This is a genomic window from Neobacillus ginsengisoli (assembly GCF_030813055.1).
The window spans coordinates 414877-434280 of the sequence record NZ_JAUSTW010000004.1; the positions used below are offsets into that span (position 1 = coordinate 414877).

At 38.9% G+C, this 19404-nt stretch carries 18 protein-coding genes and 1 other annotated feature; of the genes, 3 read left to right on the plus strand and 15 right to left on the minus strand.

What is annotated here, in order from left to right; all coding sequences use genetic code 11:
* Positions 1–13: 13 nt before the first annotated feature.
* From J2S10_RS14410 to proS, 5 genes are all read right to left on the minus strand, one after another.
* The gene (locus J2S10_RS14410; RefSeq protein WP_307408909.1) at positions 14–736 is read right to left on the minus strand and encodes a GntR family transcriptional regulator; all 723 of its coding nucleotides are present in this window, start codon (positions 734–736) and stop codon (positions 14–16) included.
* 329 nt (positions 737–1065) lie between these two features.
* A complete protein-coding gene (gene hmpA / locus J2S10_RS14415) occupies positions 1066–2280 on the minus strand; it encodes an NO-inducible flavohemoprotein (protein WP_307408912.1) in 1215 nt (404 codons plus the stop codon).
* A 205-nt stretch (positions 2281–2485) separates the two neighbouring features.
* Positions 2486–3688 carry an MFS transporter gene (locus J2S10_RS14420; RefSeq protein ID WP_307408914.1) on the minus strand — a complete coding sequence of 401 codons (1203 nt, stop codon included), beginning with the start codon at positions 3686–3688 and terminating at the stop codon, positions 2486–2488.
* 125 nt (positions 3689–3813) lie between these two features.
* Positions 3814–4374, minus strand: coding sequence for a GNAT family N-acetyltransferase (locus J2S10_RS14425; RefSeq protein ID WP_307408916.1), 561 nt, complete (start codon positions 4372–4374; stop codon positions 3814–3816).
* Between the two features lie 111 nt (positions 4375–4485).
* Positions 4486–5916: a proline--tRNA ligase gene (gene proS / locus J2S10_RS14430; RefSeq protein WP_307408918.1), complete on the minus strand. Its 1431-nt coding sequence runs from the start codon at positions 5914–5916 to the stop codon at positions 4486–4488.
* A gap of 47 nt (positions 5917–5963) precedes the next feature.
* Positions 5964–6178: a binding site (T-box leader), on the minus strand.
* Between the two features lie 172 nt (positions 6179–6350).
* Between proS and J2S10_RS14435 the strand changes: the two genes are divergently transcribed.
* A complete protein-coding gene (locus J2S10_RS14435; RefSeq protein WP_307408920.1) occupies positions 6351–6485 on the plus strand; it encodes a hypothetical protein in 135 nt (44 codons plus the stop codon).
* 204 nt (positions 6486–6689) lie between these two features.
* Entirely contained in the window at positions 6690–7580 is an 891-nt protein-coding gene (locus J2S10_RS14440; protein ID WP_307408922.1) for a cupredoxin domain-containing protein, read from the plus strand.
* A 139-nt stretch (positions 7581–7719) separates the two neighbouring features.
* On the opposite strand, the gene J2S10_RS14445 is transcribed toward J2S10_RS14440, so the two are convergent.
* From J2S10_RS14445 to J2S10_RS14490, 10 genes are all read right to left on the minus strand, one after another.
* On the minus strand, positions 7720–9003 hold the full coding sequence (locus tag J2S10_RS14445) for a sensor histidine kinase (protein WP_307408924.1): 1284 nt from the start codon (positions 9001–9003) through the stop codon (positions 7720–7722).
* Positions 9004–9015: 12 nt separating this feature from the next.
* Positions 9016–9687: a response regulator transcription factor gene (locus tag J2S10_RS14450; protein WP_307408926.1), complete on the minus strand. Its 672-nt coding sequence runs from the start codon at positions 9685–9687 to the stop codon at positions 9016–9018.
* A gap of 187 nt (positions 9688–9874) precedes the next feature.
* Entirely contained in the window at positions 9875–10753 is an 879-nt protein-coding gene (locus tag J2S10_RS14455; protein ID WP_307408930.1) for a glycosyltransferase family 2 protein, read from the minus strand.
* A 99-nt stretch (positions 10754–10852) separates the two neighbouring features.
* Complete coding sequence (locus J2S10_RS14460; RefSeq protein ID WP_307408932.1) at positions 10853–12019, minus strand: ABC transporter permease; 1167 nt, start codon at positions 12017–12019, stop codon at positions 10853–10855.
* Complete coding sequence (locus tag J2S10_RS14465; protein ID WP_307408935.1) at positions 11997–12707, minus strand: ABC transporter ATP-binding protein; 711 nt, start codon at positions 12705–12707, stop codon at positions 11997–11999. Before J2S10_RS14465 ends, J2S10_RS14460 begins: the two co-directional genes overlap by 23 nt.
* Positions 12707–13762, minus strand: a complete 1056-nt coding sequence (locus tag J2S10_RS14470) for an efflux RND transporter periplasmic adaptor subunit (protein WP_307408937.1) — start codon at positions 13760–13762, stop codon at positions 12707–12709. Before J2S10_RS14470 ends, J2S10_RS14465 begins: the two co-directional genes overlap by 1 nt.
* Positions 13763–14107: 345 nt before the next feature.
* Positions 14108–15037: a C40 family peptidase gene (locus tag J2S10_RS14475; RefSeq protein WP_307408939.1), complete on the minus strand. Its 930-nt coding sequence runs from the start codon at positions 15035–15037 to the stop codon at positions 14108–14110.
* Positions 15038–15089: 52 nt separating this feature from the next.
* Positions 15090–16013: a S66 peptidase family protein gene (locus J2S10_RS14480; protein ID WP_307408941.1), complete on the minus strand. Its 924-nt coding sequence runs from the start codon at positions 16011–16013 to the stop codon at positions 15090–15092.
* A gap of 374 nt (positions 16014–16387) precedes the next feature.
* The gene (clpP, locus tag J2S10_RS14485; RefSeq protein WP_307408943.1) at positions 16388–16972 is read right to left on the minus strand and encodes an ATP-dependent Clp endopeptidase proteolytic subunit ClpP; all 585 of its coding nucleotides are present in this window, start codon (positions 16970–16972) and stop codon (positions 16388–16390) included.
* Between the two features lie 31 nt (positions 16973–17003).
* The gene (locus J2S10_RS14490) at positions 17004–17726 is read right to left on the minus strand and encodes a sigma-70 family RNA polymerase sigma factor (protein ID WP_307408945.1); all 723 of its coding nucleotides are present in this window, start codon (positions 17724–17726) and stop codon (positions 17004–17006) included.
* A gap of 256 nt (positions 17727–17982) precedes the next feature.
* Between J2S10_RS14490 and J2S10_RS14495 the strand changes: the two genes are divergently transcribed.
* A complete protein-coding gene (locus J2S10_RS14495) occupies positions 17983–19392 on the plus strand; it encodes a TerD family protein (protein ID WP_307408948.1) in 1410 nt (469 codons plus the stop codon).
* Positions 19393–19404: the final 12 nt, after the last annotated feature.

Sequence of the window (19404 nt, forward strand, 5' to 3'; positions counted from 1 at the left end):
AAGGTTCATGTCCCTATGCTCTTTTTCGAACAACATTAAATTCAAACTTATCACTCAAATAATAGCTGTCCGAATAAAGAACCGGCACGCCTACAGTAGAATAGTGAATTTGTTTAAGTAACAGAAGAGCACTTTTTTCATTCAAATCAAGTTTCTTTTCTGTTTTCTCGTCGCTTATGACGGCTTTAAGAGTACAGATCGAAAAAGACACCTTGTAATCGAACTTCTCTAAAAATTCCAATAAGGATTCATGGTACGTTTCTTTGTATTCAAACTCCATGCCGCTTTGATAAGGAATATAATCTTCTACATAAACAACAGCTTCCCCATCAGCTGTACGAACACGCTCGATATAAAATACATCTTTATTGTCTTCAATCAAGAGTTGAGCTTTCACATCTTCTGGAATTTCTATCACTTTAGACACAACATTTTTTGTCCCTGGGATATAACCATGAGCCTTAATAATGTTGGTTGAACTTTCCAAGGTGGTGATAGCCGTTTTCAAACTTTTCTTAGAACCGATTACAAAATTCCCCACTCCATGCCGGCTTAGTAATACACCTTCCTGTTCCAGTGTCCTAATAGCTTCCCTAACTGTATTTCTGCTCACACCCAGCTGCTCAGATAGCTTTTGTTCTGATGGAATTTTCTGCATTGGTTCAAATTCGTTATTGATTAATTCATAAATCTTATCCCTCACCTGAATATATAAACTTCTATGCTCCAACTTCACCTGTCAGTTCCCTACCTTCTGTTATTTTTTGGATGAACACCTACGTTGGTCGTCCAATGACTTAAGTTGATTTTATCCGGTAGCACTTAAAATATCAAGAGTTATTTTCATATTTTTTAAAATTTTCTGTTAATGAAATTTGACCACCTAGTTTAAAAAATTCTATGTCCCTTGTTATAAGGACTGCGTAATATAAAGGAATCTCTTAAACTCTCATATCCTAGCTCGCTCTTAAAATGCCCATAGCAAACTAACACCACTGGTTTGAAGAACAGGCCTGGTACACAAAAAAACCGACCTCCAGATTTGGAAATCGGTTTTTAAAGCAATTATGCCTCAATGGATGCCTTTGGTCCAAAGAATTCAAAGTGAATGCGTTCTTCATTTATTCCTAAATCTTTTAACGAACGGTTGATGGCTCTCATAAATGGAACAGGGCCACAGAAATAGAAATCTGTATCTAGTGTTGTGACATTTTCTTTCAGCCATTCGCCTGTAACATAACCTTCAACGTCAAAGTTATTGTTCAGGCGGTCTTCCTCAGTTGGAGAATCATAAAAGAAAAAGGATGTTATATTTTCAAGTGCTGATAACTCCTCAACTTCTTCTCTTAATGCATGAACATTACCATTTTGAGCCGCATGAATAAAGGTTACCTTTCGTTCAGGCTGAATTTCACCAACTGTTTTTAACATACTCATCATTGGAGTTAATCCTACACCGCCACTTAAAAGGACAATCGGTGTTTCTTTTTTCGTATCCAGGACAAAATCGCCCGCAGGAGCACTCACATTAAGAATGTCTCCTTCTTTCACATCATCATGCAAATAATTAGATACCATACCGTCCGGATTAGCGGTCCCTGCTTCACGTTTAACACTAATACGGTAATAATCCTTCCCTACTGCATCGGATAGGCTGTATTGGCGAATATGTGTATAATGTTCACTTTCAATTTCCAGCTTAATACTAATATACTGACCCGGAATAAACTCAGCAATCCCTCTATTATCTACAGGTTTTAAGTAGAAGGATGTTATGACATCACTTTCGACTACCTTTCGATCCACTATAAAGCTGCGGAATCCATCCCAGCCGCCTTTTTGGTTAGCTGCTTCTTCATACATTTCGGATTCAACACTGATAAAGGCATCAGCAATTACGCCATAAGCCTGTGCCCATGCATCAATAATTTCATCCGTTGCCCCGTCGCCTAATACATCTTTAATCGCAAGTAAAAGATGTTTTCCGACAATCGGATAATGCTCAGGCTTAATACCAAGGCTTCTATGTTTGTGAGCAATTTGGTTCACTACCGGGAGAATCGCTTCTAAATTATCAATATACATGGCTGCCGCATATACCGTTCCCGCAAGCGCTTTTTGCTGTCTCCCTTGTTTTTGGTTCGCATGGTTAAAAATATTTAATAATTCAGGATGGTTTCCAAACATTAATTGATAAAAACGTGTTGTAATTTTTTCTCCATGTTTTTCTAATACCGGTACGGTTGATTTAATAATGTCAATAGTTTTTTGATCTAACAATATAAACACTCCCTATACATTTTCAATCTCTGCATAGTGATTATATGAAAAAACGCATAAAGAGATAGTGATTTAAATCACGCTTTCTTTTATTCGTAAAAATCAGAATAATCAGTCAAAATAACGATTTTAACTATGTTAATCCCTTTATTTCAATAAAGAGTGAAGAACATGAAATAGTATCAGATTTTCATCCGACACTCTTTCAGTTAGGCTTTGGCATTATTTTTCCGCTTTCAGCTGTCAAAATTGATAACCCATAACAAAGGAGCATGAAAAGACAAATGGCACAAACGAGGCCGAGCCAATGAAAATCAATCCAAACAAAGCCGCCTGCCCATCCAATTACACTGGAACCCATATAATAAAACAGCAAATAAAGTGATGATGCCGTTGCTTTTCGATTCGTAGGCGCCGCTACTCCTACCCATCCGCTGGCTGTTGTATGGGCACCGAAAAAGCCAAAAACAAAAACAGTGATTCCCATGATCTTTATCCATATACTTGGAATAAGTGTTAGCAATGCGCCCAACACAAAAATTCCACATGACACCCCCATTAACCTTTGGCGGGAATGCTGATCGGCCAACCTTCCAAACATCATCGAACTCCAAGTGCCGATTAGGTTGACAACAAACAAAAATCCAAGAACGGTTTGACTCAAGTTATATGGCGGTTCAGTTAATGGGTAACCAATGTAATTAAAAAGCATGATATACGATCCCATAACTAAAAAGCCCATACAGTACAAAAGAAATAACCGTTTGCTTTTAAGGCCTGCACCTAATGCTTTCATATACTCAAAAACCGAAATTTTTTCAGATTCGAAATTCCGCGATTGAGGAAGGTAAAACCAAAAGTATAGACTGCATAAAAAGCAAAGAAACCCTAAGACAAAAAAAGCAACCTGCCATGAAAACAAGTCGGTAAGCGGGCCAATTGCCACGCGGCCAACAAATCCACCTACAGCGGTTCCGGCAACATACGCCCCCATTGTTCCGCCGATACTGGCTGGTGAGATTTCTTCGTTTAAATAGGCAATTGCAATTGCGGGAAAGCCTGATACACTGATTCCTTCAAGTAATCGTATGAATAGAAAAAATCCAAAATTGTGACTAAATGCAGAGATCACGGCAAGAACAGATGTAGCGAACAATGAAATTCCCATGATTCTTTTCCGACCGATACGCCTGGATATTAGAGGGATAAATAATAGACTTACAGCGAGGGCAAGTGTAGGTAACGATATGGAAGCACTCGCGGTCGCGGGGGATACGTGGTATTGCTTTGAAAAAACATTAATTAATGGCTGGGGTGCGTACAATACCGCAAACGTAACAATGCTGCCAAGCAGCATGCATGTTAATACACGACGGTAAGCTTTGTCTTTTTTTTCAATATACTCCATCTCTCTCATTTCCTTTCGTAAATACTTTAGTACTATAAAGAGAGAAAGTCAAAATAATAATACTTTATGTAAAAAAGCGAAAACGAGCATTGAAGTTTCCGACGCTCGTTTTTTAATATTAAATATTATTCAATTTTTGCATAGACACATGTATCTCGTAAACTACTTCCATCGGCAGAAATTCCTTCATTCTTTAGGATTCCTTCCAAGCTGTAGCCTAATTTTTCTGGAATAGCCCTGCTTTTTGTATTGGCAGTGTCACAGCGAATTTCCACTCGCTTTGCCTTCAGCTCATGAAAGGCAAAATTCGTAATAGCCGTGACCGCTTCGGTAATATAGCCTTTTCCGCTGTAGCGGGTATCAATCCAATAGCCAATCTCAAACTTAGGAAGATCCCAGTTAATCCTATGCAAGCCGGACGAAGCAATAAATTCCCCTGTATCTTTTTTAAAAATATGAAGTCTTAAATCCTCGCGGGTTAAAAACTTTGCATAGGCTTCACGAATAATAGCTTCCGTTTCCTCATTCGTTTGCTCTTTTTGTGCCCAAGGCATCCATGCCTTCAGTTCCATTACTGATGCCCGCATTGCATCATTTACCGCTTTCCCATCTCCCGGCATCGGCTTACGGATGAGCAATCTTTCTGTGAAAAATTCATCGGGAAAATCGATTAATATTGGTTTCATTTTTTAGACCTCCTCCTTCCTAAAAAAATTCGCTTCAATCCTTAGAAATCCTTTTTTAAAATATAAAAGAGACTCTTCCAGAATGGAAGAGCCTCCTCGGATAAAATATTTTTAGTAAGCTTTTGCCCAATAAACCATTTTTTCCGCCTTTTCACCGCAGCAGACACATTTGTTTGAAATCTGCTCTTGTTCAAATGGGATACAACGGGAGGTTGCCCCTATTTCTTCTTTAATTTTTTCCTCGCAGGACAATTCCCCGCACCACATCGCTTTAATAAACCCGCCCTTAGCTTCAAGCGTTTGTTTAAATTCAGCAAATGTTTCGGCAACAGATGTTCTTTCTTCACGATGATTACGTGCTTTGTTATATAAATTTGCTTGAATATCATCAAGTAACTCAACAAGCTTGGTCTCAAGCTGATCCACTGGAACAATCACTTTCTCCAGGGTATCTCTTCTTACTAATACGACTTGCTTGTTCTCAATATCCTTTGGACCTACCTCGAGGCGGACTGGGATACCTTTCATTTCATACTCATTGAATTTCCAGCCCGGCTTTTTATCACTGGCATCAATTTCGACACGAGCAACTGATGAAAGAGATTTTTTCAAATCATAGGCAAAATCAAGGACGCCTTCCTTATGTTGGGCAATTGGGACAATCATCACTTGGGTTGGCGCCGCTTTTGGCGGAATGACAAGACCGCGGTCGTCGCCGTGTACCATGATTAACGCACCGATAATTCTTGTTGTGAAGCCCCATGATGTTTGATGGACATATTGAAGCTTTCCTTCTTGGTCGGTGTATTGAATTCCAAACGCTTCAGCAAAACCTGTACCAAAGTGGTGGGAAGTTCCGGATTGTAATGCTTTTCCATCATGCATTAAGCTTTCAATTGTATAAGTAGCTTTAGCACCTGCAAACTTTTCCTTTTCAGTCTTTTGCCCTTTCACAACCGGGATTGCAAGGATTTCTTCGCAAATGGTCGCATATACATTCAGCATTTTAATGGTTTCCTCAAGGGCATCTTCATCTGTTGCATGTGCAGTGTGACCTTCCTGCCATAAAAACTCTAAAGTTCTTAAGAATGGACGGGTTGTTTTTTCCCAGCGGACCACATTTGCCCATTGGTTATAAAGCTTTGGTAAATCCCGATACGAATGAATAATGTTTTTATAATGCTCGCAAAACAATACTTCAGATGTAGGGCGAACAACTAATCTTTCTGTTAACTCTTCAGAACCGCCGTGTGTTACCCATGCCACTTCAGGAGCAAACCCTTCAACGTGATCTTTCTCCTTTTGAAGTAAGCTCTCCGGAATGAACAACGGCATATAGACATTTTCATGCCCCGTCTCTTTAATACGGCGGTCTAGCTCATTTTTTATATTATCCCATAGGGCATATCCATATGGTCGAATAATCATTGAACCGCGAACACTTGAATAATCAATTAAGTCTGCTTTTGTTACGACATCTGTATACCACTGAGCGAAATCCTCGTCCATTGCGGTTACATCTTTTACAAATTCCTTTGCCATTTTGACACCTCATTATTTTTTAAAATATAAAAAGGCCCTAATCCCTAAAAAGGGACCAAGGCCTGGCGGTACCACCCTAAATTCATAAAGCAAATGCTTTAGCTCTTTCCATGATAACGGATTTTATCCGCATGTATCTTCAAAAGATCCGATACAGAACTCAGAGGCAGGTTCAAATGATTATCTTAAGAAACCTTCCACCAAATGGTTTCCTCTCTTGGTAAGACACATTCATTTTACTAATCCCCGTCATCGTTTCAAATGTGTTTTTTGAAAATTATATATTTCTATAGAATAAAAGTCAATTCTTACTTTGGCATATTTTTCTTAGCTTAATTCTATATTAAAGAAAAACCACAGTAAATGCAAATTCCCTTTTATTATTGATTGGAATTCGGGTACAATCATTTAAAGTATATACTGAGGTGATGTCAATGAAAAATGAGGAAAAGGATGATTTAACTTTAGAGGAGGAAGAAAAAAAAGCTTTGCTTGAGTTAATAAAAATGCAAAATGAAGCATTAAAAAGAGTTTATAATAATACGCTTAATAAGGAAAAAGAAGATTAAACCTCCCCTCCTAACAATCACCACTTCGGACGTTGCCAACGTCTTTTTTATTGTGCCCGCTTCCATGTTAACTTTTCTGAAACGTTCATAAAAACTACCCAATTCGAAAGCCGGAATGCAGTCTTTACATTTATAATATCAATATATTGCTTAGTTATGATGGATCACAACCTATGTTTAAACCATTTTTGAGGAGACAAAAAAATGAATATTTTATCAATTATTTCAATTGCAGTTGTTGCCTTAATGACTGGAGCCTCCCTTTTCCTTGTTCACAAAGACAAAAACAAATTCTCCCGAATGTCAGGAATGATGGTGGCTATGGCCGTAGCAATGATGGCAGGTCTTCTTTCGGGATATATAATCGGAGTATCTTCCGGTGATATGTTCCTTTCCTCCGGTCTCAGTTTGATTATTGGCTTTATCATTGGATTCATAGCAGGACAGCCAATCGGGATTATGGCCATTCTTGATGGTGCCATTGCCGGATTAATGAGCGGCCTTATGGGAGCGATGCTTGGGGTTATGCTCCAAATTGAAAATCCATCTGTCATGCTGGGAATTTTATTGGGCTTATATGTAATCATTCAGGGTCTGGTAATTTTATTTATCTTTGTAGAAACAAATGAAAAAATCACCCTTGATACACAGGCCATTTCACCGTTTGCTATTTTATCAGCAGGTGTAGTTCTTGTTACCTTGTTTTTATTTCTGTACAGTAGTGATATCGTCAAAATTCCCGGGAATACGGCTTCTGCCGAGGCACCAACTGGTCAGAATACAAGTAATCCAAGTACTGTCAAGACTGAAATTGATGTGACAAAGGTGAGTTCTCCAAAAATTAAGATGGAAGTAACGCAAACTGGATATTCACCCAATGTTATTCGCGTAAAAAAAGGCGTACCTATTGAGTTGCAAATTGAGAATCCACTTGAAAATAGCTGTTTATCAACCTTTACCATGCCTGAATTTAACATTAATAACGTCAACTTAAAAGTTGGTACAACAAATTTATCCTTCACTCCTGACAAAACAGGCGAATACACTTTTAGTTGCGGTATGGGGATGTTTAAAGGAACGGTTATTGTTGAATAAAAAATACATGAAGCCCACTGATGATTAATGAAGTGGGCGTTTTGTTTTTCCCCTTTAAATAAGGCGAATAATAAAAAAATAGCAACCCACTAAATAATGCAGGGTGCTATTTTTATGAATGGGCTTCCTTAAGATTTTCTTAACTTTTTTGCGCATGTGGAAAAATAAGTTCAATCATTGTCCCTTTACCCAATGTACTCTCAACTTTTGTTTTCCCATGATGCTTTTCAATAATCCATTTAGCGATGGACAACCCTAATCCCATGCCTTCAGCTTCAGTCCGGGCCCTATCGCTTTGGTAAAAACGATCAAAGATTTTTGGAATATCCTGTTCAGCAATTCCTATTCCATTATCTTTTACCCGAAGGATAATCGAGGAGCTGGTCTTTTGGCAGCAAAGCCAAATTTCGCCGCCTTCCTTCGTATATTTCATCGCATTGTCCAATAAAATAACGATTAGCTGATGGATTCTTTCTTTATCGGCCATAAATTTAACCGACTCGGGCGCATCCAAATGAATTGATTTTCCTTGATAGGATACAATCTCCTCATAATGCTGGGTTATTTCTTTCAAAAGCTCATCCAGGCGAAATGCCTGTTTCTTCATTTCAATTTGGTCGGAATCTGACCTTGCAAGTGTTAGTAAATTAGCAACTAATTTCGATAGGCGCCTTGATTCCGTTGAAATCGTGGAAACGTCATGAATCTTATCCTTTATTGTTGCCGATGGGGCCCGAAAAAGTAAATCGGTTTTTGCTTGGATTACTGCTAATGGGGTTCTTAACTCGTGTGAAGCGTCAGAGACAAACTGCTGCTGCTTTTGCCAGGCTTTTTTGATTGGAACAAGGGACCTTCCTGCCAGGAAATACCCCGAAGCTATCGCACAAAGCACGCCAATTCCACAGCCAATTGCCATAATCAATAAGAGTCTGTTCAGCAATTCTTTTTCCGAATTTACATTCCGAATGACTTGAACGGTAAATTGACCATAACCGGGAATATCTACATGTGTAGCCAAATAGCGAAATGAAAAGTCATTAACAACAACATCCTGTAAGGTATCCAATTTTTGGGGACGAATAAGCTTTTCATTCCCATTAAACAGTTCAGATTCCCGATTTTGCTCCCTCAAAAGATTATTCTTACTATCCCAAACCAAAGTTAGAATCCGCGGGTCCCGGTGCATAAATCTTAGGCCGGTACCATTATTTATAGGCCCTGGTTTTTGCTGCTGTTCCGACTTTTGCTGTTGCTGTAGCGGTTGATTTTCAAAATGATTAACGGCATCAAGTAAGGATAGATTAACATCCTTGTATAATTGATTTTGGGTATAAAAATAGATGATGCCTCCCAGAATACTTATCAAAATGATAAATACCAATGAATTTAAGACGGTAAGCCGTATATGTGTTTGCCGAAACATAAGCTGACCCCTCTATTCGTCATTTAGCATATAACCGACACCACGAATGGTTTTTATATCCGTTTGATAACCAAAGGGTTCGAGTTTTTTTCGAAGATGATGCATAAAAACTTCAACAATGGCAATCGTCGTATCAGAATCAAACCCCCATACACGATCATAAATTTGTTCTTTTGTTAAAATAGCTCCCTTGTTTTGAATCATGTATTCCAACAGTTCATATTGTTTCGATGTCATCTTAACATGTTCCCCGTCTACGTTGATTTCCCGTTCTTTTCCTAACATCTCGATACCGCGATATTGAATCGTTTGATTGGTTGTTAAGCTTCCGCTTCTGCGGAGTAAAGCACGAATCCTTGCCTTTAATTCAGCAGCTTGAAAGGGTTTAACCAAATAATCATCGCCGCCGCTATCCAAACCCTTTACACGGTCTTCCAAGGAATCCCTCGCTGTCAAAAAAAGGACAGGTGTTTTGGAACCTTCCTTTCTGAGGGTCTTAAGTACTTCAAATCCGTCAATTTCCGGAATCATCACATCCAGCACAATAGCGTCATGAATATTTTGTAATCCTAAAAACAAAGCATCCTCACCATTTGTTGCTTGATCGACTTCAAATTCATCCGATAACAGCTGAACTATTGACTCCAGTAAAGAGATATTATCCTCCACTACTAACAACCGCAACTAAACCCGCTCCTTTTTCTAAAAAAATCCAAGTCTTAGATCTCTAACCATCATTATATAGCAATTAAGGCGGATGCAGTAGGTGATGGTAGTTGAAATCCAAAAATCAAAAATGTTTTAATCATCTATTATGAAATCTAAATATTATTTTCGAATTAATAAAACCGTTTATAAGTTATCCGGTAAACTAAAATATGTTTGATATATAATGTTTCAACATTTTTAGTTTAAGCATTTTTGGTGTCTTTTGCCTTAAAAAGTCAAGATTTTTCATCATTTGCTTTCTAACATCCTTGAGTGGCTTCCCTTTTAAAAATCTATTTATAGAAACGTTTAAATCAGGATATCTATCAAATAGAATTTGAGCAGACTCGCATTTTAACTTTTCCTTTTCCAGTCCTCTCGAGGTGCCGCCCATAATGTGAAGATACGTATCCTTAGTGATAACAAGTTTAAACCCTTTTTGTTTTGCTCTTAAGAACCAGTCAGTTTCATCTCCATACCCTCTTTTAAAGGATTCATCAAAGATCCCAACAGAATTTAATGCATTCCTCTTTAAATACATGCAAAATCCTAATAATACGGGTGCATCAACTACCCCATGCTGTTTAGACTTATTAAATGCATCTGTGTATTCTTCAAATGTGAATAAATCATTGATTTGGGAATTGCTTGTAGGAATACCTGAAATAAAACCAAAATTACTCATTGGATTGACTGCAGCAATTATCTCTTCCTGGTAAGCTGCTTTTCTTAAGGCAGTTAACCATGAGTGTGTAACTAATGTATCACTATTAATAATAACCACGTCATTTTCACTCATGGATAACCCTTTATTAATATTTCCTATTAATCCACATTGTTTTTCTTTTCTTAACAAGCCAATATTGGAATATTTATTGACATAAAAATTCATTAACTCTTCTATTCGAGAGTCCTGACTACCTTCATCTAACAAATATAAATTCATTAAGTCCATATCTGTATTTTGTAATATGCTAACAATACAATTTCTCGTTTCTTCGAAGGAACTATTAATTGGTAGCAATATATCGACTTTTTCCATACTACCGACTCCCGACTGCTGTTACTTGAACAAACCTTACTATATGAATTAAAATCTTATAAAACAAAGCGACCGAAAAACACGGCCGCTTCTCTTTGGCTACTCATAGCGGAGAGCTTGAATTGGATTTAATTTAGATGCTTTATTTGCCGGGAACACTCCGAATACAACACCGACTACAACTGAGAATAGGAATGACATGACGATTACAGACGTCGAATTAGTGACTGTCATACTCAAAGCAGAAGATAGAACTTTTCCTAATCCAAGTCCTACTAAAATTCCGATAATACCGCCCATTGAGCTTAAGACAGCAGCTTCAATTAGGAACTGAAGTAAAACATCCCGTCGTTTGGCACCAATCGCTTTGCGGATACCAATTTCCTTTGTTCTTTCTGAAACGGATACAAGCATGATATTCATGATTCCAATTCCGCCAACAAGTAGGGAAATACCAGCGATTCCACCTAACATCATCGTCATTGTATTGGTAACCGAACTCATAGTGTCCATTAAATCCTTCTGATTCATGACAGTATAGGAATCAGTTTTATTCGGAAACATGGATGCCATTTGAGCTTCCACCTCAGCCATCACAAAATCCAGTTGATCTTGGCTTTTTCCTTGAAGATATACTTGATTAATATTGATATTTTTCACTAACCGTTCTCCGGTACTAAGTGGAACGATGACCACATCGTCGCCGCTTGAGCCAAGCGAGCTTCCTTTCGATGCCAATACACCAACTACTTTAAAGGAAGTACCATTAACCTGTATATATTGGCCTACAGGATTATCCGTACCAAAAAACGTTTGAGCAGTAGTTGCCCCTAGAACGGCAATCTTTTGCCTGTATTCGCTATCAAGGTCTGTTAAAAACCGCCCCTGACTAACACTGGCATTACGAACAGTTGAATAATCTGCATTTGTTGCTGCTAAGGAAACCTGAGCCGAGGTTCGGTCCCTTTTTACACTGACACGTCCAGATACAACAGGAGAAACTGCTTTCACGCCATTTAATTTACTCAGTTTAGCAATCTTATCCTCTGTTAACGCTAAATCTGTGCCAAAGGTATTCACAGTTAATAGGTTTGTTCCTAATTGATTGATTTGGTTGGTTACGTTAGTGGTAGATCCCTGGGCCATTGATACCAAAACAATGACCGAGGAAACACCGATAATAATTCCAAGCATCGTTAAGACCGAACGAAGCTTATTACTTTTTATACTGCGGAGCGCCATTTTAATAGATTGAAAGATGCCCAACCAGCTCACCCCCATTCTCTAACAACTGCCCATCTTGGATGCTGACCATTCTGCCTGCCTGCTTAGCAATCTCTAAATCATGGGTAATTAAGATGATCGTATGACCTAATTCATTTAATTGCTTCATTACCTGAAGGATTTCCTTGCTTGTTTTACTGTCTAAGGCTCCGGTTGGTTCGTCAGCCAGTAGGATCGCGGGATTTCCAACAAGTGCTCTGGCAATCGCTACCCGCTGCTGTTGTCCACCTGAAAGCTGGGAAGGCAAGTGACCTGCACGTTCTGCTAGCCCAACTTTTTTTAAGCCTTCCAGTGACATTTCCCTACGGGCTTTTGCAGAAACTCCGCCATATAACAGCGGCAGCTCCACATTCTCAAGTGCAGTTAGTTTCGTTAATAGGTTAAAATTTTGAAAAATAAAACCTATTTTTTGGTTTCGGATCGTTGCTAACTGGTTATCATTCATTTTTCCAATTTCTTTCCCGTCCAGCAAATACTCTCCCGATTCCGGCCGATCAAGACAGCCAATCATATTCATTAGGGTCGATTTCCCGGACCCGGAAGGGCCAATGATTGCTAAAAATTCGCCCTTCTTTATTTCAAGTGAAACATTATTTAATGCATGAACGGTTTCTCCGCCCAGCTTATAGGTTTTCATCAGGTTTTTGATTTGAATAATCGGTGTGCTCATTAGTTACCACCCTTTCCGCTAGATGACTTGTTTCCACCCCCATTTCCATTTCGGAATTGACGGCCCATGCCACCACCCATGCCTCCAAATCCGCCAAATCCACCTTGCATCATTTTTGAATTTGTTGATGAGTTTCCGATGACTAAGTTAGGTAAACGAACAGTTTCACCTTCTGTTAAGCCCTCTGTGATTTCTACATAATCTTCATTGGCAAGCCCTGTTTTTACAAATTTACGTGAATTTGCACCCCATTGATTACCTTGTTTATTTTGATTACCTTGATTACCTTGATTATTTTGGTTGTTTTGATAACCTTGATTGTTTTGGTTTGTTTGATCCGCACTTGTAACCATAACGAATTTTTGACCATTCATCGTATGGACTGCATCCACCGGTACAAATAGAGCATTATCCTTACTTGCTGTTAGAATACTAGATTCTGTACTCATACCTACTTTTAAGCCGGTAGGTTGGTTAATATGGATGGTAACATCAAATGTAGAAACACCGTTTGTTGATGTTCCTTCATTGGCAATCGCAGTTACAGCTCCAGTAAATGTTTGATCAGGAAGAGCATTTACCTTAACTGTTACCGTTTGACCAATACTAATTTTTGGAATATCCAGTTCATCGACTTGAGCTACTGTCTGTAAATCTGTGTAATTGGTTAAATGGGCAACAGCTTGTCCGATAGATACACGCTCTCCTGCTTGAACAGCAATTGTGGTAATTACCCCGTCTGCAGGTGCAGTTATCGGATCACTGCCATCGGTAAATGTAATAATGCTTTCCCCTTTTTTTACAGTTTCACCGGCAGAAACTAAAACTTCTGAAATACTGTTATTATTAATCGTTGACTTAATATCCTCTGTGGTAACTGGTTGAACCGTACCAGACCCACTAACTTTTACTTCAAATTTACCTTTTTGAACGATCGCCGTTCGCATTTGAGTTGCTGTTCCCTGTTGTGCAGCACTCGTTTTTGAGCCATACCATTGATAGCCGACAAAACCTACTACAATGACAATAATGATAGTAATAATCCATTTCTTCATTTGCACTTTCTCCCTTTCTGACTCTGGTTTTTCAGTAATTTGCCAACCATAAAAAAATTTGTGCAACAAGCCTATTATTATGTTCTTTCCTTAACTTTTCCTTAAAAAAATTAAGGCAGGTTAGAAATTATTATTTTTTTGTTACAAATTTAGCACGATTAGATGCTTCATAGGAGACCGGTTTCTCTTTTTCTTGCCTGTTCGGTCGCTTACAAACCATGATGAAAGCTTTTTTTCCGTTTACGTGGGACTATCCCTTTCCTTTTGTAAATTCCTAGAAAACAATAAAAAAGAAACTAGACCCCGTATGCTGATCTAGCATCTTTTGATAGATTAATAAATTTCCTAAATTTCCCCTTCAGTCTCCACCCAATAACGCCTAACAGCACAAAATTCACGTTCATAAACCGTTCCTCTTAAAGGAATAATCTCAATCGTCATACCGGTTTTCGGTGCATGCAGCATTCTTCCATTCCCATAATAAATCCCTACGTGGTGTACCCGTCCTTTGCCTTCCTCATGGGCAAAAAACAGCAAATCACCTGGTTTAATTTCTGTTAAATTTACTGCGACACCGGCAAGAGCCTGGTCACGTGCATCCCGCGGAATCAAATAGCCATTTGCTTTACACATCATATAGCAAAAACCTGAACAATCAAAACCATAGCTGCTCAATCCACCCCATAAGTATGGTAGATAAAGAAACTGTACTCCTGTGGATACAATGTCACACCCGTTACCTTTTGGATTTGCTGACTCTGATTCAAGTACCACAACATCCTCCAATTCCAACATACCTGTCCCAATAGGCGTTTTGACATAAACTTTCCCGTCATGATCATTTAAAAATGGTAAGGTAGTTTGAAAGGACAATTCCATAAGAAACTGATTAGTCTCTGAGAATAAATTTGCTTTCGGACTCGTTACGACGGCAACAGGGCACTTTAGAAAACTCCAATTATCTTCACATTTCACCAGCTGAGACTTAGGTACCCAGCCGGGATATCCGCGTTCGTCCTTGGATGTTGGTTGATTAGGAATGATAATATGGAGCCAATCCGCCTTTTCTTCAATTATCCAAACCTCTTGTCCGAATAAAACTTGAGTTTGAATAAGGTTTTGGGCAAATAAGCCAAGCCTGGTTTGATAGGTCAATCCCTCTAACCACGATTCTATATGAGCTGGATTGGAAACGGCCTCCATGTCAATTTCTCTGGCTGAATCATAAGATGTCCAAACAGTCGCAACCGGGACATTTACAAGCCATCTATCCAACAGAAAATCCCCCCTCAATTTATCCCCGAAAACACAGCTTCTAACGTGATTTTTAAATAATGCCACTTTCAACCTTCAGTTTTTTTTCAAAAGTATTAATGATGGCCGGTACACCAAGTGGTACTGAAAAATGCGGATTACAATGGCCGATTAAGAATCCTTTTAATGCAGGTTTATTGGCAAGCTTAACATAATGATTGATTACTTCATCTAACGATAAAGATAACCCCTTTTTTGGCGTACAATCACAAAAGTCGCCTATTAGAATTCCACTTACCGTTTCAAGCTTTCCCGCTATATAAAGCTGATTTAACATCCGGTCCACTGCCCGCGGTTCTTCCCCGATATCTTCAATCAATAACAGCTTGCCTTTGGTGTCGATTTCGTAAGGGGTCCCAAGCGTGCTAACTAAAAGAGACAAGTTACCTCCAACAAGCGGACCGCTTGCCACACCCTCGACCAATGTTTCAAGCGGTGAGATTTCCTCTGTATAGGTCAAATTGGTTGGTTCGAATAATTGTTTATATCCTTCTTTTGATAAAGGGTGAGTATCTGCTTTACCAATGTCTGAAGCCAGCATTGGACCGTGGAAGGTTACGAGGTCTGTTTCTTGGCGGATGGAGGTATGTAAAAAAGTAATATCGCTGTACCCCCAAATGATTTTCGGATTTGATTTAATCATTTGATAGTCAATTTGCGAAGCAATTCTCCCCGTTCCATATCCGCCGCAAGCAAAAAATATGGCTTTAACTATAGGATCAAAAAACATTTTCTGTAAATCTTCTAGTCTCTCATTATCGGTTCCAGCCAAATAGCCAAATGTTCTCGTTACATTTTTACCAACCTTTACTTTAAGTCCTAACTCCCGTAAAAATTCAATCCCGCGATCCAGGTTTTCTTGATTGGGCGGACTGGCCGGAGCAATCACACTGACAGTATCTCCCGGTTGAAGCCGCTTGGGTTTAATTGTACTCATACACTTTCCTCCAAAATAATCTTCTGTTACCACTCTATGTTTGTTGGACAATAGTAATGTTCAAACAGTTTAACCTAAATAAAAAAAGAAGCTGGACCAGGTGATCAAGCTTCTTTTTTATATACTTTTTTTATTAAGGTAAATTTTCTTTAACATTGTTGTTTTTACAAATTTTCAGGTCGATAGAATGGATTAATTGCCGTATATCCTGCCGTTACTTGCGGATATTCCGATTTCATTTGTGAAAAAGCCACTTTTATTTGCGAAAATACCGATTTCATTTGCGAAGAAGCCAATTTTATATTGCGGATAGGAGTTTTCTAATTCTAAAAGCTACAATCTTTAAGTAAAGAGCCTTTAATGAATAGTAGATTTTAAAGTTTCGGATAAAGGATCTCATCAATGATCCCATATTCTTTGGCTTCTTCTGCGCTCATAAAGTAATCCCGGTCTGTATCTTTCTCAACCTTTTCAACTGGCTGCCCTGTTCGCTCGGCAATGATTTGATTAATATGCTCCCTTAATTTTAGAATTCTTCGTGCGGATATTTCAATTTCAGTCGCCTGTCCCCGCGCTCCTCCCAATGGTTGATGGATCATGATTTCACTATTCGGCAGGGCATACCGTTTTCCTTTTGTTCCCGCTAACAATAACATGGCCCCAAAGGATGCTGCCATTCCGGTACAAATAGTTCTAATATCGGGCTTAATATATTGCATCGTATCAAAAATGGCGAATCCTGCAGAAGTAGAACCTCCCGGGCTATTAATATAGAGGGAAATTTCTTTATCAGGTGCATCCGCTGCTAGAAATAGTAATTGGGCAACAACGCTGTTTGCTGTATTGTCATTAATTTCATCACCAATAATAATAATTCTGTCTTTTAAAAGCCGAGAGTAAATATCATATGAACGTTCACCACGGTTGGATTGTTCAATAACATACGGAATCGTGCTCATTATAAAAATCCTCCTTAAAAGCGATATTTGGCTATGCTGCCATACAGAGAGTGCTTGAAGGAGTGTGCGTTTTAAGCGATCGTAAATTACCCATGATGGGCTTAGGAAGTTCAGCAACAGATTTTAATGAAGGAATCCAATCGATCAGGACAGTTGGATCTTGGTCTTTTAATGCATGATAAAAAAGATCCGCCAGTAACTCCCGTTCTTCCTCATCCCAGAAAAATTCTAAAGAAAATGCTTGCTCCTCTTGGTCATTTTTTTCCAGGCGTTTTTTTGCTCGATGTAAAATTGACTTTACAGCCATTTCAGTAGTACAAAAAATTCCTGCTATTTCCTTCGCCTGATATTGAAACGCTTCTTTGAGTAAGAAGATGATCGCTTGCTTTGGTGTAAATAGCTTTAGTACTAACAGAGCGGTATCATTAATACCACCAAGCTGATTCATTGACTTATTACTTGCTACTTCAAGATCTGCTTCTACCTGTTCCATTCGTCTTTTTCGAAGGATATCGATCCAGTGATTGTAGGCAATCTTATTCAATAAGGCAGAGGTCAATTGGTGCTTATGATCGGCATATTTTTTTGCTTTTAGAAATGCTTCTTGTGCAATATCGTCTCCATCCCATTTATTTTGGGTAAGAAAGTGACAGTATCGCTGTAACTTGGGATAATATTCCATCCAAAAGGAATCCTCAGACCTTTCATCCTGCAGAATGCTTTCTGAGGTGTGCCTGCTAAGTTTGTAAGACATTTTGTTCACTCCTTTGGCAACTCTCTACACTTTAAACGATTTAAAAGGGATAAAAAGATACGGGGTCAATAAAATTTTTTAAAATTAATTATTTCATTTATATTAATTCAAATATAATTGATTCGTTGAAACTTTTCATTCAGTTAGCCGTACTTATAACTGGAGAAAATACTTTTTAAACCATCTAGAAATTTTTCCCTTTTATTAATTAGATTTATACTAAAGTATACGAAGATAAAAATGAGGAGTGAAAAACGTGGGTGTAACGCTTAGTAAAGGGCAAAAGGTGGATTTAACTAAATCCCACCCGGGCCTGCAAAATGTCGTGGTCGGATTAGGATGGAATGTGAGTAATCTTGGCTCTAATTTTGATTTAGATGCTTCAGCCTTTCTTTTAGATGAGACAGGGAAAGTGCAAAGTGATTTGGATTTTGTCTTTTACAACAACCCTTCCGGCGGAAATGGCTCGATAGTTTACAGCGGTGACAACCGTGTCGGTTCCGGTGTGTGTGACGACGAACAAATTAGGATTGATTTAAACAAGGTTCCTGCCCACATCCACCGGATTGCCTTTACAATTACGATTCATGATGCACAAGTGAAACGGCAAAATTTCGGACAAGTCTCTGACTCCTATGTGCGAATTTTCAAAGAAGGAACCAATGAGGAACTGATAAGATTCGACCTGGGAAAAGATTTTACGGTTGAAACAGCGATTGTGGCAGCCGAACTTTACCGACACAATGGGGAATGGAAATTTAATGCGATTGCCAGCGGCTTTCAAGGCGGGTTGGCAGCTTTATGCAGTAACTTCGGGGTTAGAGTGGATGATGTCCCGGCAAGCGCTCTATCACCCACACCAACACACCAGCAGCAATACCAAAGTTCTTATAATCCATATCAACAAAATCAGCCATATTCGCAGTCGCCCGTCACATCTTATCAACAGCCGTCAGCTACCTATCGGCAGCCTGCCTATGGTTATCCAACACAAACCTATCCATCCTCACCGAACGCCGGTCGTACATATGGAGGGGAAGAAATTATTTGTCCACGCTGTCATTCATCCAATGTCCAAACAGGTCAAAAGGGCTTCGGCCTCGGGAAAGCAGCTATTGGCGGCTTGATTCTAGGTCCGGTCGGCTTGCTTGGTGGGTTTATTGGGAAAAATCAACTTAAGTTTATCTGTAATAGTTGTGGAAACTCCTGGTCCCCATCACAAACGGATTATGCCGAATGGGCAAGCAATCAAAAAAGGCGTGCTCAAGAGTTATTTCAGCGGTATAAAGGCCAAGATACATTGGATGCCGTGGTGGCGGGCTGTGCATTGGTTTCAATGGCTGATGGCTATTTGGATGCAGCTGAACGCCAAAAGATGCTTGAATTTGTTAACCATAGTGAAGAATTACGGGTATTTGACTCTCAAAAAGTGATTCAGAAATTTAATTTATTTGTATCCCGGATTGAACATGATTCAATTATGGGCCGTGCCGAAGCATTTAGGGCTCTTGGAAAAATGAGAACAAAGCCTGAGATTGCTAGATTAATCGCCCGTTATTGCGTTGCAATCGGATATGCTGATGGCAATTTTGACCCTGGGGAAAAGCAAATGGTAAGCGATATTTGTCGTGAACTTGGCTTAAACCCGACTGAATTTTTATCATAACAAAATAAAACC